This is a genomic window from Desulfuromonas versatilis (assembly GCF_019704135.1).
GTDB lineage: Bacteria > Desulfobacterota > Desulfuromonadia > Desulfuromonadales > NIT-T3 > Desulfuromonas_A > Desulfuromonas_A versatilis.
In genome coordinates, this window is sequence record NZ_AP024355.1 from 1,781,881 (window position 1) to 1,797,474 (window position 15,594).

The window sequence follows — 15,594 nt, forward strand, 5'->3', positions numbered from 1 at the left end:
CCCACCCAGGCTGAAAAGCGGGGCCTACGAAGACGAAAAGGGACTCTTCAGCAACGCCGGCGCCAAAAGCTCCACCCGCACGCAACAGAAGTGCCCGCCGCCAGGCGAGGTCCTTTCTTGGTTACTTCTTTGGACCGGCAAAGAAGTGACCCGGCAGCCGGCCGGGACCGGCGGTTTTGGTTTCAAGGTTTTTGCGGTAACCAGAACGGGCGTAACCCGCCAATTGATCTAATCCCCCGAACCGAGCGAATTCTTCCAACAGTTCAATAAAACAGCCAAGGAATTCCTTCCCATGTCACCCACCGTCTTCTTCATCCTCTTGGCCCTGCTCGCCGGCTTCTCCGTCCCCACCCAGGCCGGCATCAACGCCCAGCTCAATCTCTGGACCCGCTCGCCGGTGCTCGCCTCGGCCATCTCCTTCGCCGTCGGCACCCTGGCCCTGGTGGTCTACACCCTGGTCGCGCGCATCCCGCTGCCGAGCCTCGGCACCCTGTCCGGCCACCCCTGGTGGATCTGGATCGGCGGCTGCCTCGGCGCGTTTTTCGTCGCTTCCACCGTTATCCTCGCGCCCAAGCTCGGCGCCACCACCATGGTCGCGCTGATCCTGGCCGGGCAGATGGTCGCCTCGCTGCTGCTCGATCACTTCGGCTGGCTCGGCTATCCGCTGCATCCCATCAGCCTGGGGCGCATCGCCGGGGTGCTGCTGCTCTGCGCCGGGATCTGGTTGATCAGGTATTTCTGATTCCACGGCGGTTTTTTGGGGGGGCGAACCTGCCGGGCCGGCAGGTCCGGGATGGGGGAATGATTGGCGGATTCGCCCGGAGTCGGTTAAACTTGCCAGGACAAGGGGCGCAGACGGCAATCGGGGAACCATGGACCCGCGCCATTAAAAATCCGTTCAGATCGCCAACACCCTGACCCCGGCGATTGGCTGGCTGCTGAGCCTGCCGGGACTGGTGGTCCTGATCGTCCACGCCGCCAAGCGATTGTTGTGTCACCATGCCATTTGGCATCTGTTCGTGCTGGGCGGGGAGCACCTGCCACTATTTCGCGGTCTATTTTCACGTGATACCCCAGGTGGGGATCGCCTTGCCCCTCTGATTTTCAACGCGGCGGAGCGCACCAGGCGCTCCGCCCCCTGTCATAAAAGGAGTGGAATTCGATGAAACGCGCGTCCCTGTTGCTGCTTGCCCTTGCATCCCTCGGCATCGCCCAGCCGGCCTCGGCCGATGAGCAGAAGATCCTCCCCGGGCTCTGGGAGCACAGCTTCACCATGAAATCCCAGAGCGGCCAGATCGAGAACGCCATGAGCCAGTTCCAGGAGCAGATGGCCGCCCTGCCCGAGGACCGGCGCAAGCTGATGGAGCAGATGATGGCGGCTCAGGGGGTGACCCTCAGCCCCTCGGGGAGCACTTTCCGGGTCTGCATCACCGAGGAGGACGCCGCTCGCGACACGGTGCCGCAGATGGACGGCAACTGCACCCAGAAGATCGAGGAGCGCAGCGGCAACACCCTCAGGGTCAGTTTCGACTGTGCCGGCGACCCGCCGACCCGGGGCGAGGGCGAAGTCACCTTCATCAGCCCCAAGGCCTACAAGGGCAAGGCGGTTATCGACACCGAGGTCGACGGCAAACCCGAGCGGATGAACATCGAGCAGAGCGGCAAGTGGCTGGCCGCCGACTGCGGCGACATCCAACCGAGAACCCGCTGACGGCCCGCGCCGCAGGCTGCCTCCATCCGTGTTTCTGCTCATCGTCTATATTCTCATCGCTCTGGGCTTCTCTTTCCTCTGCTCCATCGCCGAGGCGGTGATCCTCAGCGTCACCCCCGTGCACATATCGTTGCTCGAGCAGCAGGGCAGGCCCTCGGGCCCCCTGCTGCGACGGCTCAAGGAGGACATCAACAGCCCCCTGGCGGCGATTCTCACCCTCAACACCATCGCCCACACCGTCGGCGCCGCCGGCGCCGGAGCCCAGGCGGCGGCGGTTTTCGGCAGCGGCTACCTGGGGGTCGCCTCGGCGATTCTGACCCTGCTGATCCTGGTGTTTTCCGAGATCATCCCCAAAACCCTGGGGGCCCATTACTGGCGGCGGCTCGCCCCAATGACCGCCTACAGCCTGCGCTGGCTGGTGCTGGTGATGTACCCCTTCGTCAAACTCTCCGAGATGCTCACCCGGGGGCTTGCCGAAGGGCCGACCCTGCGGGGTTTCAACCGCCACGAGCTGCTGGCCATGGCCGAGCTCAGCACCCAGGAGGGGCAGCTGGCCCTGAAGGAATCGACGATCCTGCAGAACCTGCTGCGCCTGCACGAGATCACCGTGGAGGCGGCCATGACGCCGCGCACGGTGGTTTTCTCCCTCCCCGAGGAGTTGACCGTGGGCGAATACCTGGCCCGCTTCGGGGACAGCCCCTTCTCCCGCATCCCTGTCTACCAAGGCGATCCCGAGCAGATCACCGGCTTCGTGCTGCGCAGCGACCTGCTGCTGGCCCAGGCCAGGGGGCAGGCGGGACTTGCGGTTGCCGAGTCCCGCCGGGAGATCTTCAAGATCCTGGAGACCATGGACATTTCCAGGGCCTTCGACCGGTTCATGAAGCAGCGCTCGCACATCATGCTGGTGGTGGACGAGTACGGCGGAGTGGCGGGGATTCTGACCCTCGAGGACGTGCTGGAAACGCTGCTGGGCCTGGAGATCGTCGACGAGATCGACCACGCCGAGGACATGCAGATCCTCGCTCGGCAGCTGTGGAAGCGTCGGGCGAAGGAGTTGGGGCTGAAGGTCGAGGATTGAGGGGCGTGGGGCAGAAAATGCCCAGGCCAATCCGGCCGATCAGTCGGATCAGCGCCCTTTTGCCTGTCATTTTCCCAACCACGGAGGGGACTTGAACCAGCGACTGCTCGGCGTCACCTACGTGGCGCTCTCGGCGACCGGGTTCGGCGCCATGGCTATTTTCGCCCGGGTGGCCTATGCCGCGGGCGTGGACGTGGCGACCATGCTGTTTCTGCGTTTCGCCATCGCCGCCGCCCTGCTGGCGGCGATCATGCTGCGCCGGGGCCGGCGCTGGCCGCGGGGGCGCAACCTGCTGGTGCTGCTGCTGATGGGCGGGGTCTGCTACGTCGGGCAGTCGTTCTGCTTTTTCTCGGCCCTGAACCACGCTTCGGCCGGGCTCACCGCGCTGCTGCTCTACCTCTACCCGGCGATCGTTACCCTGATCGTCGCCGTCATTAGCCGCCGCCGGCTCGGCCCGGCGCGCATCGCCGCGGTTCTGGCGGCCCTCGCCGGGACGGCGCTCACCGTCGGCGGCACCCCGCAAGGCAATGCCCTGGGGGTGATGCTGGGCATCGCGGCGGCGCTGATCTATTCGATCTACGTGGTGGCCGGCGAGCGGGTGATGGGGGAGGAGGGGGCGCTCCCTTCTGCCACCGTGGTCATGCTGGCGGCGGCGCTGGTCTACGGTTTGAGTGTCTTCGCCCGGGGGCCCGCCTGGCCCACGGCCCCCGAGGGGTGGGCGGCGATCGGCGCGCTGGCCCTGTTCTGCACGGTGGTCGGCATCCTCGGCTTTTTCGCCGGCATCCGCCGCCTGGGGGCCGCCGACGCCTCCACCGTCTCGACCTTGGAGCCGGTCACCACCATCCTGCTGGCGGCGCTGTTCCTCGACGAATTCATCCGCCCCCAACAGTTCCTGGGCGGCGCCATCATCCTCGGCGCCGTGATCGTCCTGGTGCGCTGCGGGGTGCCGGCCGCGCCCCGGGGGCTCGCGGCCTCGGGAGGGGAATGAACCCTGGTCCGTGGACCAATCCCTTCGATCCTCACGTCTCCCCGGTGGTCAACGGCAGTCGGGGACAGGGTACCCCTCTGAACCTCCAGTCCCAGGCTGTTCCCCGAGTTGTTGCAGGCAAAGGCCCTCAAATCAAATCCTGAGCACAATCTTGCCGACATGCTGCTTGTCCATGAACATCTTCTGCGCAGCGCAGATTTCCTCAAGAGGAAACGCCCGGGCAACCAGGGGAAATATCGCAGCTTGCTCAATGAGGTGAACCAGGTTCCTGAATACTCCAGGGTCGAGAACGGTGCAACCGAACAGGCTGAGATCCTTCAGGTACAGGGTCCGGACATCCAACTCCACCAAGGGGCCGGCTATGGCCCCGGCCACCGCATAACGACCCCCGGGCCGCAACACCTCCAGGTATTGCGGCCACTTGTCACCGGCCACCAGATCCACGACCACATCGATAGTATTGGCGCCAAGCGCCTCCACCAGGTCTGCCTCCCGGGACAGCACCTCGTCCGCACCCAGTTGGCGCAATGCAGGGGATTTTTCCTCGCTGGTCACCGCCAAAGCATGCGCGCCCCGTGCTTTGGCAAGTTGCACGGCAGCAGACCCGACGCCTCCGGAGGCCCCCGTGATCAGAACCCGCTCCCCTTCGGTAAGGCCGGCGCGGGTCAGAAGGTTCTCCGCGGTTGAATAGGAGCACGGAAAAGAGGCGAGCTCGATGCTGGAGAGTTCACTGTCGACCCGATAGGCGTGCCGGGAGGCTACGGAGGTGTATTCAGCAAAGCCGCCATCGCACTCCGAGCCTAAATACCAGGGGATTTCAAGTTCACGGCCCTGCACCTCCCTGATGCAAGGTTCGATCAGGACCCGTTCGCCGATCCTCCTTTTGTCGACGCCTGGGCCGACCGCAACGATGTGGCCACACACATCCGCCCCCTGGATACGTGGGAACCGGAGGGGCTCGCCGGTCCAGCTGGCATCTTCGCTGGATCCGTCACGCTTGGAGTACCACGCGGTTCGCGTATTGATATCCGTGTTATTGATGCCTGCCGCTGCCACGCGCACCAGCACCTCGCCGGTCCCCGGAACGGGCACCGGTATATCCTTCCGGATGTCCAGCTTGTCCATGCCGCCATGGCCGGTCAGCCATACTCCCCGCATAGTCTTGGGCCGGTCAGTCATTAATGCCTCCATCGATAAGTTTGAGCACAGCCGTTTCCCCAGCCTCGCTCGCCCGCATGCCGACCAGCGGCCAGGCTGCGGAGACGCCTTCGTGGATCAGAAAAAGCTCCCAGCCCAAGGCCTCCCGGCCACTGCGGCGAGCCAACAACCGGACGAGCTCGTCCTTGTGAAGTTTGACCGCATCGCGGATCGCAAGGCTGCTCGGGTAGGCGGCAAAGGCATTCACCGACAGGCAGCCGTGGGGGGCTTTCTGCCGCATCCAGTCGGCCAGGCGGTGAAACAGATGCACAATGGATTCTCTTCCCGGAGGTGGTTCGTCCTCGGCCAGAAACTTCAGGTAGCGTCCATGTCGATAGTCCAGGGCACCGATAACCATGGACTCTTTTGAGGGGAAATATCGGTACAGGGTCCTCAGGCTGACCCCGGCGAGGATTTTCAGTTCGGCCACCCCAGGCTCGGCAAAACCCCGCTGCGAAAAGGCCTGTTCCAGGCGTGAGGCTATTTGTTCTTTGGTCGTCATCATGCAAGCAGGGTAGAGCGTTCGCTCTACCTGTGTCAAGTATCGTCCTGGAAGTTTCCCTGAATTAACGAATTGGGGGGGATTTAGGTGGATTGAACCCGGGTTCGAGAAACAAGGAAGGCGGGGGGACTCCTGTTATCGTTTCAGCTTTCGGCGCCTCTTTCGCTCGTCAGGGGCCTGGTGCGTTTGTCAGTGCAAGCGCCCCGTACACCTGGCTGGATTTCTGGGTCAGCACACAGGACTGGATCTCCTCCGAGAAACCAGTCCATGCTGGCCCCGGACCTCATCCCTCCATGCCCCACCAAATGATCTCGCCGAAGTAATAATGGTCAGTTGCGGCCAGCCATCACTCCGCCATCCACATCCCATACGGCGCCGGTCACCCAGTCGGCCGCGTCGGACAGCAGAAAGTCAATGACGCCGGCGATATCGCCGACCCGGCCGACGCGCCCGATGGGGTGAAAGGCGTCGAAGGACTCGGTGAGGGTTTTCTCGATCTGGTCTTTGGCGATGAAGGCCCCATAGATCGGGGTCACGACCACGGCGGGGGAGACCGCGTTGACGCGGATTTTGTATTCCGCCAGTTCCATCGCCAGGTGCTGGGTCAGGGAGTGCAGGCCGGCTTTGGCCATGGAGTAGGCCGATGAAGGCGTGGCCTTGATCGCCTGCCTGGCCCACATGGAGCCGATATTGACAATGGCCCCCCCGCCGTGGGCCTTCATGTTCTCGGCGACCGCCTGGGTGATGAAAAAGAAGCTCCTGTTGAGATCGAGGTACTTGTCGTAATCCTCCCGGGTATGTTCAAGAAAGGAGGTCGGCTTGAAGGTGCCCGCGGCATTCACCAGGTACTTCAGGTGGCGGGCCTCCTGCTTGATGGTCTTGATCGCCGCCTCCACTTCGGCCTGCTGGTAGAGGTCGACGACCAGCAAATCTATCGCCCCATAACCCTGCCGGAGCAGATCCGCTTTGGCGGCGGCGAGACGCTCCTCGTTGCGGGCGAGAAGAATCAGATCCAGTCCGCGGCCCCGCAGACGGCGTGCCGTTTCCTTGCCCATGCCGCTCGAACCCCCGACGATCAATGCTGCGACGTTTGTAGAGTTGGTCATCATGGACATCTCCCTTTTCAATGCTTCATGGTCCGGTTCCTGGCAGGTGGGGGCCCTGGTCCTGTCCAAAATATAGCACGGCACGGGAAAAGCTCTCGATCAACGGCTTTTTGGGGGATCTGTTTGTTGGATGAGGAAAGGGGAGGAAGGATTCAGCGTTCGGCGATGCATCCGGCCTTCGGAGGATCGGCGAGCCCCGCTGCGCAGGCCTCCCGCACGCAACCGCGCAGCCAGCGGTGCGCCGGGTCGGCGTCCATCCGCGGGTGCCAGAGCAGTGAAACCGTGACTTCCGGAACGGCGAAAGGCAGGGGAAAACTATGCATTGCGGCGCGCAGGCAGCCGGTGTGCCGCTCGGGAACGCTGGCGATCAGGTCGGTGCCCCGGGCCAGGGCCAACGCGGTGGAAAAGCCGCCGACGGTCGCGGCGATCTCCCGTTTAAGCCCGAGCGGCGCCAGCGCCTCATCGATCTGCCCCCTGTCGTGCCCCAGGCGCGAGACGTGGACGTGACGGCCGGCCGCGTAACGGGCGGCGGTGATCTTTTCCTCGCAGAGCGGGTGCCCCCTGCGAACGACGCCGATGAAGCGGTCGCGAAGCAGGGCCTGGGCGCGCAGCTCCGGGCCGGTCGTCCGGTCCACCACGCCGGTCTCCAGGTCGACGCTTCCGTCGCGAAGCGGCGCGCTGTCCTTGTCCGGCTTGGGCAGAAAGTGCAGCCGCACCCCGGGGGCCTCGGCGGCAACGCGAGCCAGGAGCGCGGGCCCGAAGTTCTCCGCAAAGCCTTCGCTGGTGCGTAGTGTGAAGGTGCGGGCCAACTGGCGGAGGTCGAGCTTGGCGGCGGGGCGCAGCACCGCCTTCCCGTCCTCCACCAGCTGCCTGACCTGCTCGCGCAATTCAAGGGCCCGCGGGGTGGGGACCAGGCCGCGCCCGGCCCGGACCAGCAGCGGGTCGCCCGTCGTCTCGCGCAAGCGGGCCAGGGCCCGGCTCATCGCCGACGGACTGAGCCGCAGGCGCTGTGCGGCGCGGGCTACGCTTCCTTCGGCGAGCAGCACGTCGAGGGTGACCAACAGGTTGAGATCGGGCGTCGGCATGCATCGATCATAGCACAGCCTGTTTGTGATGTGGCGTTTTGTGCACTGATAAAGTGCAAACGCTGCGTCTTCCGCCATCTCTGGCCAGGGTCTATGCTTCTGATAACGGGATATCGGGAGTCGCCGGAAAGGGGGAAGATATGTCCAAAGCAGTCGTTGCGGAACAAGGTCGAGAAGTTGCCGGGAACCTGGAGGTTGGCCGGTCGGCTCGCTGGGGGCTGGTCAGCCTTTCGCTGTCCATGCTGCTCTCTTCGCTCGACACCAGCATCGCCAACGTGGCCCTGCCGACCTTGACCCAGGTGTTCGCCGCCTCCTTCCAGCAGGTGCAGTGGGTGGTCATCGCCTATCTGTTGGCCATCACCACCCTGGTTGTCGGCGTCGGACGGCTCGGCGACCTTATCGGCCGCCGCCGGCTTCTGCTGGGCGGAATTTTCCTGTTCACTGCGGCCTCGGTGCTGTGCGGCGTCGCGCCCACGCTCTGGCTGCTGGTGGCCGCCCGGGCGCTGCAGGGCCTCGGTGGGGCCATCATGATGGCCCTCACCCTGGCCATCGTCGGCGAGACGGTTCCCAAGGAACGGACCGGCAGCGCCATGGGGGTGCTGGGGACGATGTCCGCGGTCGGCACCGCTCTCGGCCCGTCGCTTGGCGGGGCCCTGATCGCGGGTTTGGGCTGGCGGGCGATCTTTCTGGTCAACCTGCCGCTGGGTATCCTGACCCTGGTGCTTGCCCGCCGTTTTTTGCCCGTGGATCGCCGGGGATTGAAAACGGAGCGGGCCGGGTTCGATCCGCTGGGGACGCTGCTGCTTGCCCTGACTCTCGGCGCCTATGCGCTGGCCGTGACCCTGGGGCAGGGGCGCTTCGGGCCGCTCAACCTGGCGCTGCTGCTGGCCGCGGCCTGCGGAGCGGGCCTCTTCGTGCTCGTCGAGGCGAGAGTGGCATCCCCCCTGATCCGCCTGGCGATGTTCCGCGACCCGGCGCTTAGCGGGAGCCTCGCCATGGGCGCGCTGGTCACGACGGTGGTGGTGTCGACCCTGGTGGTCGGGCCCTTCTACCTATCCCTCGCCCTCGGGCTCGATGCGGCCAAGGTGGGCCTGGTCCTGTCGGTCGGCCCGCTGGTCGCCGCCTTGAGCGCCGCGCCGGCCGGCCGCCTTGCGGACCGTTTCGGTGCAAGGAGCATGACCATCGCCGGGCTCCTCGGCATGGCGGCCGGCTCCTTCGCGCTGTCCCTGCTGCCGGAGGCCTTCGGCATTTTGGGTTACATCGCCCCGATCATCGTCATCACCGGCGGCTACGGCCTGTTCCAGACGGCCAACAACACCGCCGTCATGACCGATGTCCGCCCGCAGCAACGAGGAGTCGTTTCCGGGATGCTCAACCTCTCGCGCAACCTCGGGCGCATCACCGGTGCATCCGTCATGGGCGCGGTGTTCGCCCTTGCCTCGGGGGCGAGCGACATCACGGCAGCGCCTGCCGAGGCCGTGGCCGCCGGGATGCGAATTACCTTCGCGGTTTCGGGGGTATTGGTTCTGGTCGCGCTGTTCATCGCCGGCGCCCGGGTTCGGAGAGAGGATGCCTGATCGACCCCCCCCCCGGGACCGGGTCATAGGCCCGGTCCCGAGAATCTCCGCTGGTGACGCACCAGGGCTGCGGGGCGGCGGGAGGAAGGCTTCTGCCCTTCGCGGCTGTATTTCCTGCCTCCTCACTCTCACCAGGACTATCCAGCCGACTTCCGCCCGAGTGAGTGGTGGTCCCCTCTATGGTTCCTCTGCTACACTTTTCTCAACGGCAACACGAACCCGGGAGGAGCCTGGCATGGGCGGGGACGGCTCGGTTGGGCCTAACCTCGCCGACCCCCCGGATTAAAACTTCGGCCGGGCCACTGACGGTTTTTTGTAGTAATATTTTCTCCAGTCATTCCAAATCTTTTTCCCCGCCCGCGGGGTGTGGTGGGAGAAGCCTGGGGAATTCGGAGAGCTTTTCATGAATTTAACGCTGAAGAAAACCCTCCTGCTGCTGGCGCTGGCCGGGGCGGCGGGCGGCGTCTGGCTGCTGCTTGGCCCCGGGGCGAAGCGGACGGTGGCACCTCAATCCCGGGGCGCGCTCCAGGCGGCGCCGGTCGAGGTCGCGCCCATCGAGCATGGTCCGCTGGAGCTGCGCCGCACCTTCAGCGGCGCCCTGGAGGCGCCGGGGCAGTTCGTCATCGCCCCCAAGGTGAGCGGGCGGGTGGAGCGTCTGGTGGTGGACCTGGCCGACCCGGTTTCCCGCGGGCAGGTGGTGGCGGAGCTGGACAACGACGAATACGTCCAGGCCGTCGCCCAGGCCCGGGCCGAGCTGGCCGTGGCCGAAGCCAACCTGGTGGAGGCCCGCAGCTCCCTGGAGATCGCCGGCCGGGAGCTGGAGCGGGTCACCCGGCTGCGCGAACGGGGGGTGGCCTCGGAGGCCAACCTGGACACCGCCCGCGCCAACCGCCTGGCCCGCCAGGCCCAGCTCGAGGTCGCCAAGGCCCAGGTGACGCGGGCCGAGGCGGCCCTGGAGACGGCGCGGATCCGCCTTGGCTACACGCGCATCAGCGCCGACTGGAGCGGCGGAGACGACCAGCGGGTGGTGGCCGAGCGCTTCGTCGACGAGGGCCAGACCGTCTCGGCCAACGCCCCCCTGCTGCGGATCGTGGAACTCGACCCCATCACCGCGGTGATCTTCGTCACCGAGACGGACTACGGCCGCCTGCAGCCGGGCCAGGAGATCGCCCTGACCACCGACGCCTACCCAGCCAACCGCTTCTCCGGGCGCATCGACCGGATCGCCCCGGTGTTCCGCGAGGCGACCCGCCAGGCCCGGGTCGAGCTCTCCGTGGAAAACCCCGAGCACCGGCTCAAGCCGGGGATGTTCGTCCGCGCCACGGTGGTTCTCGAGCAGGTGGCCGATGCCGTCATCGTCCCCGAACAGGCCCTGACCCAGCGCAACGACCGCACCGGGGTGTTCGTGGTCAGTGAAGACGGCGGCAGCGTCGCCTGGCGCGTGGTGCAGGTCGGCATCCGCGAAGGGGGGCGGGTGCAGGTCTCGGGCGAAGGGCTCGCGGGGCGGGTGGTGACCCTCGGCCAGCAGCTGGTGGACGACGGCTCGGCCATTGTCATCCCCTCCGGTCAGGAGCAGAAGCCCGCTGCGGCGAAGAAGGACGATCGTTCATGAAACTTCCCGGGCTCAGCGTGCGGCGTCCGATCTTCACCACCATGGTCACCCTCATCGTGATCGTGGTGGGGAGCGTCTCGCTCTCGCGGCTGAAGATCGACCTGCTGCCCAACATCGAGCTGCCCACCCTGAGCATCCGCACCGAGTACGAGGGGGCGAGCCCGGTGGTCATGGAGCGGCTGATCACCCAGATCATCGAGGAGATCGTCGGCACCGTCCCCGGGGTCGAGGAGCTGAGCAGCCAGTCCTCCGAAGGGAGCAGCACGGTGCGGGTCAGCTTCGTCTGGGGGACCGACATCGACACCGCCGCGCTCGACGTGCAGGCGCAGCTCGAGGACGAGATCAACGAGCTGCCCGACGACATCGTGCGGCCGCGGGTCAGCAAGTTCGACGTGGCCAGCTTCCCGGTGGTGATCCTGGGCATCTCCAGCAGCCTCGACCCGGTGGAGCTCACTCAGATCATCGACGACCAGATCCGCAACCGCTTCGCCCGCCTGCCGGGGGTGGCCCAGGCCGATTTGTTCGGGGAGTTCCGGCGGGAAGTCCGGGTGGAGCTCGACCCCGACCGCCTGAGAGCCCTGGGGCTCCCCCTGGACCGGGTGCTGCAGGCGATCCGCGACGCCAACCTCGACCTGCCGGCGGGGCGGATCGAACAGGGGCGCTACGAGGTCACGCTGCGCGCCCCGGCCGAGTATACCCATCTCGACCAGATCCGCGACACCGTCGTTTTCCGGCGCGAGGGGGCGGCGGTGACCCTGGGTCAGGTGGCTGAGGTTCGCGACACCTACGAAAAGCTGCGCCGCCTGGTGCGGGTCAACGGCGAGCGGGGCCTGCGGGTGGGCATCCGCAAGGAGGCCGACGCCAACACCGTGGAGGTTTCCCGGCGCATCCTCGCCGAGGTCGAGGCGGTCAACCGGGCCTTCCCCCAGGTCCGCGTGGTCCCGGTCATCAACCAGGGGAACTTCATCGAGCGCTCCATCGCCAACGTGGCCCAGTCGGTGCTCTACGGCGGGGGGCTGGCGATCCTGGTCCTGCTCTTTTTCCTGCGCAACATCCGCAGCACCCTGGTCATCTCCCTGGCCATCCCCATCTCGCTCATCGCCACCTTCGCCCTGATCTACTTCGGCGGCTTCACCCTCAACCTGATGACCCTCGGCGGGCTGGCGCTGGGGGTGGGGATGATGGTCGACAGCTCGGTGGTGGTGCTGGAGAACATCTTCCGCCGCCGCGACGAGACCGGCGAAGCGCCGGCGGCGGCCGCGGTGGAAGGGGCGGGGGAGGTCGGCCCGGCGATCGTCGCCAGCACCCTGACCACCCTGGTCATCTTCCTGCCCATGGTCTTCGTCCGCGGGGTGGCCGGGATCCTCTTCCAGGAGCTGGCCTACGTGATCATCTTCTCCCTGGCCTGTTCGCTGCTGGTGGCGCTGAGCCTGGTGCCGATGCTCGCCTCGCGGCTGCTCAAGCCCCAGGAGGAGCTCGCCTTCGCCCACGTCGGCTGGCTGCGCTCCCTCTCCGCGCGGGCCGACGCCGCCTTTCGCCGGCTCGACAACGGCTACCGCGACCTGCTGCGCCGGGTGCTGCGCCACCGCTGGCGGACCCTGCTGGTCGCCTCGGCGCTGCTCGGCGGCAGCCTGCTGCTGCTGCCGCTGATCGGGACCGAGTTCCTCCCCCCCAGCGACGAGGGGGAGGTGCGGGTGAGCGGCGAGATGGAGATCGGCACCCGCCTGGACCTGGTCGATCAGCAGACCCGGCTGATGGAGCAGCTGGTCTACCCCGCAGTGCCCGAGGCGGTCTCCTCGGTGGTCAGCGTCGGCGCCACGGGGTTCAACCCCCGCGATGCGGCGCGCGGCGAGATCCGCATCTCCCTGACCCCGGCGGCGCAGCGGGAACGCTCCAACACCGAGATCGCCGCCGCGCTGCGCCGTAGCCTGGAGGGGCGGATCCCCGGCATGACGGTGCGCACCCGGGCGCCCCAGGGGCAGTTCCTGCTCGAGCGACTGCTGGGCGGGGACCAGGGGGTCACCGTCGAGGTGCGCGGTTTCGACCTGGCCACCCTGGACACCCTGGCGGCGCAGGTGGAAAAGGCCATCGCCGAGGTTGCCGGGGTGACCGACCTGGAGACCAGCAAGAAGGCCGGCATCCCCCAGCAGGAGATCCGCGTCAACCGGGACAAGGTGGCCGACCTGGGGCTGAGCGTGCGCGACGTGACCCAGGTGCTGGAGACCGCCGTGGCGGGGACCAAGGCCGGGGAGTTTCGCGCCGAGGGCAACTCCTACCGCATCTTCGTCCAGCTGCAGGACGCCGAAAAACGCTCCCTGGACGAGATCCTCGATCTCACTCTGGCCACGGCGGACGGCGAGCAGGTCGCGCTGCGCAACCTGGTCGCCACCGAGCCGAGCCGCGGCCCGATGCTCATCGACCGCAAGGACCAGCAGCGCCTGGTGACGGTGCAGGCCAACGTCGCCGGCCGCGACCTGGGCAGCGTCGCCGCGGACATCCAGGCCCGGCTGGCGCAGATCCCCCGCCCGGTGGGCTACGAGCTGGCGGTCGCCGGCAATTTCGAGGAGCAGCAGAAGGCCTTTCGCGAACTGATCGTCTCGCTGCTGCTGGCCCTGCTGCTGGTCTACATGGTGCTGGCCTGCCAGTACGAGTCGCTGCGCGACCCGCTGGTGGTCATGGTCTCGGTCCCGGTGGCGGCGGTCGGCGTGCTGCTGATCCTGTTTCTCACCGGCACCACCCTCAACCTGCAATCCTATATCGGCTGCATCATGCTGGGGGGGATCGTGGTCAACAACGCCATCCTGCTGGTCGACCAGGCCGGCCAGCTGTGCCGCGGCGGAATGGCCGTGAACGAGGCGGTCGCCGAGGCGGGACGGCGGCGGCTGCGGCCGATCCTGATGACCTCGCTGACCACCATCCTGGCCCTGCTCCCCCTCGCCCTGGGCATTGGCGAGGGGGCCGACGCCCAGGCGCCGCTGGCGCGGGCGGTGGTCGGCGGGTTGACCGGCTCGACCCTGATCACCCTGGTGCTGATCCCGGCGGTCTACTCCCTGTTTCACCCGGAAGCCAAAGGAGATCGTCCATGAACACCCTTCGCGCAACCGCCCTGCTGATCGCCGTTTTCCTCCTCCTGCCGGCGGCCGCGCTCGCCGGGCAGGAGGGGCCCGAAGCGGCAGGGGAGGTCCTCGAGCTTTCGGTGGAAGAGGTGGCCCTGCTGGCGCTGCAGAACAACCGCGACCTGCGGGTGCAGCGGCTCAACCCGGTGATCGCCGGGACCTTCGAGCAGATCGAACGGGGGGCGTTCGACACCGAACTGTTCGCCGAGGCGCAGTACGCCGAGGAGCGCGCCAGCGAGATCGCCCGCTCCACCGGCACCCAGTTCGCCGTCGAGGGGAGCGATACCGCCGCCGTCGCCGGTGTCCGGCGCTTTCTGCCGACCGGGACCACCCTCGAGGGGAGCGTGGAACAGTCCCGCAGCATCTCCAACCGCGCTCCCGAGCAGCAGCTGGCCCGGGTGGGGCTCAGCGTGACCCAGGCCCTGCTGCGGGGCTTCGGCCCCGCGGTGAACCTGGTCGCCGTGCGCCAGGCCGAGCTGGGCACCGTCGCCAGCCGCTACCAGCTGCGCGGTTTCACCGAGGCGCTGTTGGCCGAGGCGGAGATTGCCTACTGGAATTTCGTGCTGGCCAGGGAGCAGATCGCCATTTTCGAAAGCTCCCTCGCCGTCTCCCGCCAGCAGCGGGACGAGATCGAACTGCGCATCGAGGTCGGCCTGCTTCCCGAAGTCGAGGCGGCCGCCGCCCGCGCCGAGGTCGCCCGCCGCGAACAGGCCCTGATCACCGCCCGCAGCCTGCTGGAGGAGCGTCGGCTGCGGCTGTTGCGGTTGCTCAATCCCGCGCCCGAGGATGGCTATGAACAGCGGATCACGGCCACCACGGAGCCGCGCATGAAGGCGGAGCCGGTGCGGGATCTCGCCGAACGCCTGCAGCTGGCCGAGAAGATGCGCCCCGATCTCAACGAGGCCCGTTTGCTGCTGCAGCAGCAGCGCCTGGAAACGGTGGCTACCCGCAACGGCCTGCTGCCCCGGCTCGATTTTTTCATCACCCTGGGCAAAACCGGTTACGCCGATTCCTTCTCCGGCTCCTTCCGCGAGCTCGACGGCAACACCTACGACCTGCAAACCGGCCTGCGCCTGAGCCATTTCATCGGCAACCGCGAGGCCGAGGCGCGACACCTGGCCGCCAAGACCTCCCGGCAGCAGGCGCAGGAGTCGCTCGACAACCTGCGGCAGCTGGTGCGCCTCGACGTGCGCCTGGCCCTCAACGAGCTGGAGCGGGCCCGCCAGCAGATCGCGGCGTCGGCGGTGACCCGGGCCCTGCAGGAAGAAACCCTGGCCGCCGAGAAGGAGCGCTTCGAAGTCGGCGCCAGCACCGCGCTGCTGGTCTCCCAGGCCCAGCGCGACCTGCTGGCCAGCCAGATCGTCGAAGTGGAGGCGATCGTCAACTATCGCACCGCCCTGGTGAACCTCTATCTCGCCGAGGGAAGCCTGCTCGAACGCCGCGGCATCCTGTTGGGCAGTTGATCCGCCCGACACCCCAGCCCGATGCAATCTCCCGCTATTGATCCATTCCTTCCTAATGAGTGAATTTTCCTTCTTGACACCTCCTGTCTCCCTGCTAAGAAGAAAGTATCGCAAGTTGCCGTAGAATGTTGACGGTCGATTGCTGCGGCCAGGCATCCG

Annotated in this window: 12 protein-coding genes; 8 read left to right on the forward strand and 4 right to left on the reverse strand. The window is 66.8% G+C overall.

What is annotated here, in order from left to right; all coding sequences use genetic code 11:
• The first annotated feature begins 292 nt into the window (after positions 1 to 292).
• The 4 genes from DESUT3_RS07860 (at position 293) to DESUT3_RS07875 (ending at position 3,777) form a co-directional block, all read left to right on the forward strand.
• A complete protein-coding gene (locus DESUT3_RS07860) occupies positions 293 to 742 on the forward strand; it encodes a DMT family transporter (RefSeq protein WP_221251929.1) in 450 nt (149 codons plus the stop codon).
• Between the two features lie 420 nt (positions 743 to 1,162).
• Positions 1,163 to 1,711, forward strand: coding sequence for a DUF3617 domain-containing protein (locus tag DESUT3_RS07865; protein WP_221251931.1), 549 nt, complete (start codon positions 1,163 to 1,165; stop codon positions 1,709 to 1,711).
• 28 nt (positions 1,712 to 1,739) lie between these two features.
• Complete coding sequence (locus DESUT3_RS07870) at positions 1,740 to 2,789, forward strand: hemolysin family protein (RefSeq protein ID WP_221251932.1); 1,050 nt, start codon at positions 1,740 to 1,742, stop codon at positions 2,787 to 2,789.
• Positions 2,790 to 2,880: 91 nt separating this feature from the next.
• Positions 2,881 to 3,777, forward strand: coding sequence for a DMT family transporter (locus DESUT3_RS07875; RefSeq protein WP_221251933.1), 897 nt, complete (start codon positions 2,881 to 2,883; stop codon positions 3,775 to 3,777).
• A gap of 132 nt (positions 3,778 to 3,909) precedes the next feature.
• On the opposite strand, the gene DESUT3_RS07880 is transcribed toward DESUT3_RS07875, so the two are convergent.
• The 4 genes from DESUT3_RS07880 to DESUT3_RS07895 form a co-directional block, all read right to left on the reverse strand.
• Entirely contained in the window at positions 3,910 to 4,956 is a 1,047-nt protein-coding gene (locus tag DESUT3_RS07880) for an alcohol dehydrogenase family protein (protein ID WP_221251934.1), read from the reverse strand.
• Entirely contained in the window at positions 4,949 to 5,476 is a 528-nt protein-coding gene (locus DESUT3_RS07885) for a TetR/AcrR family transcriptional regulator (protein WP_404827037.1), read from the reverse strand. The genes DESUT3_RS07880 and DESUT3_RS07885 overlap by 8 nt, the downstream gene beginning before the upstream one ends.
• Before the next feature lie 329 nt (positions 5,477 to 5,805).
• On the reverse strand, positions 5,806 to 6,582 hold the full coding sequence (locus DESUT3_RS07890) for an SDR family NAD(P)-dependent oxidoreductase (protein WP_404827038.1): 777 nt from the start codon (positions 6,580 to 6,582) through the stop codon (positions 5,806 to 5,808).
• 152 nt (positions 6,583 to 6,734) lie between these two features.
• Positions 6,735 to 7,667, reverse strand: coding sequence for a LysR family transcriptional regulator (locus DESUT3_RS07895; RefSeq protein WP_221251938.1), 933 nt, complete (start codon positions 7,665 to 7,667; stop codon positions 6,735 to 6,737).
• A 140-nt stretch (positions 7,668 to 7,807) separates the two neighbouring features.
• Here DESUT3_RS07895 and DESUT3_RS07900 point away from each other — a divergent pair, with 140 nt between their 5' ends.
• From DESUT3_RS07900 to DESUT3_RS07915, 4 genes are all read left to right on the forward strand, one after another.
• A complete protein-coding gene (locus DESUT3_RS07900) occupies positions 7,808 to 9,244 on the forward strand; it encodes an MFS transporter (RefSeq protein ID WP_221251940.1) in 1,437 nt (478 codons plus the stop codon).
• Between the two features lie 403 nt (positions 9,245 to 9,647).
• Positions 9,648 to 10,856: an efflux RND transporter periplasmic adaptor subunit gene (locus DESUT3_RS07905; protein WP_221251941.1), complete on the forward strand. Its 1,209-nt coding sequence runs from the start codon at positions 9,648 to 9,650 to the stop codon at positions 10,854 to 10,856.
• Entirely contained in the window at positions 10,853 to 13,942 is a 3,090-nt protein-coding gene (locus DESUT3_RS07910; protein ID WP_221251943.1) for an efflux RND transporter permease subunit, read from the forward strand. The genes DESUT3_RS07905 and DESUT3_RS07910 overlap by 4 nt, the downstream gene beginning before the upstream one ends.
• Positions 13,939 to 15,435 carry a TolC family protein gene (locus DESUT3_RS07915; protein WP_221251944.1) on the forward strand — a complete coding sequence of 499 codons (1,497 nt, stop codon included), beginning with the start codon at positions 13,939 to 13,941 and terminating at the stop codon, positions 15,433 to 15,435. The genes DESUT3_RS07910 and DESUT3_RS07915 overlap by 4 nt, the downstream gene beginning before the upstream one ends.
• Positions 15,436 to 15,594: the final 159 nt, after the last annotated feature.

Excerpts from the sequence above, each read along its gene's own strand:
- DESUT3_RS07860 (WP_221251929.1), top strand. The coding sequence starts at position 293 with ATGTCACCCACCGTCTTCTTCATCCTCTTGGCCCTGCTCGCCGGCTTC.
- DESUT3_RS07915 (WP_221251944.1), top strand. The coding sequence starts at position 13,939 with ATGAACACCCTTCGCGCAACCGCCCTGCTGATCGCCGTTTTCCTCCTC.
- DESUT3_RS07910 (WP_221251943.1), top strand. The coding sequence starts at position 10,853 with ATGAAACTTCCCGGGCTCAGCGTGCGGCGTCCGATCTTCACCACCATG.
- DESUT3_RS07880 (WP_221251934.1), bottom strand. The coding sequence starts at position 4,956 with ATGACTGACCGGCCCAAGACTATGCGGGGAGTATGGCTGACCGGCCAT.
- DESUT3_RS07905 (WP_221251941.1), top strand. The coding sequence starts at position 9,648 with ATGAATTTAACGCTGAAGAAAACCCTCCTGCTGCTGGCGCTGGCCGGG.
- DESUT3_RS07865 (WP_221251931.1), top strand. The coding sequence starts at position 1,163 with ATGAAACGCGCGTCCCTGTTGCTGCTTGCCCTTGCATCCCTCGGCATC.
- DESUT3_RS07890 (WP_404827038.1), bottom strand. The coding sequence starts at position 6,582 with ATGACCAACTCTACAAACGTCGCAGCATTGATCGTCGGGGGTTCGAGC.
- DESUT3_RS07895 (WP_221251938.1), bottom strand. The coding sequence starts at position 7,667 with ATGCCGACGCCCGATCTCAACCTGTTGGTCACCCTCGACGTGCTGCTC.
- DESUT3_RS07900 (WP_221251940.1), top strand. The coding sequence starts at position 7,808 with ATGTCCAAAGCAGTCGTTGCGGAACAAGGTCGAGAAGTTGCCGGGAAC.
- DESUT3_RS07885 (WP_404827037.1), bottom strand. The coding sequence starts at position 5,476 with ATGACGACCAAAGAACAAATAGCCTCACGCCTGGAACAGGCCTTTTCG.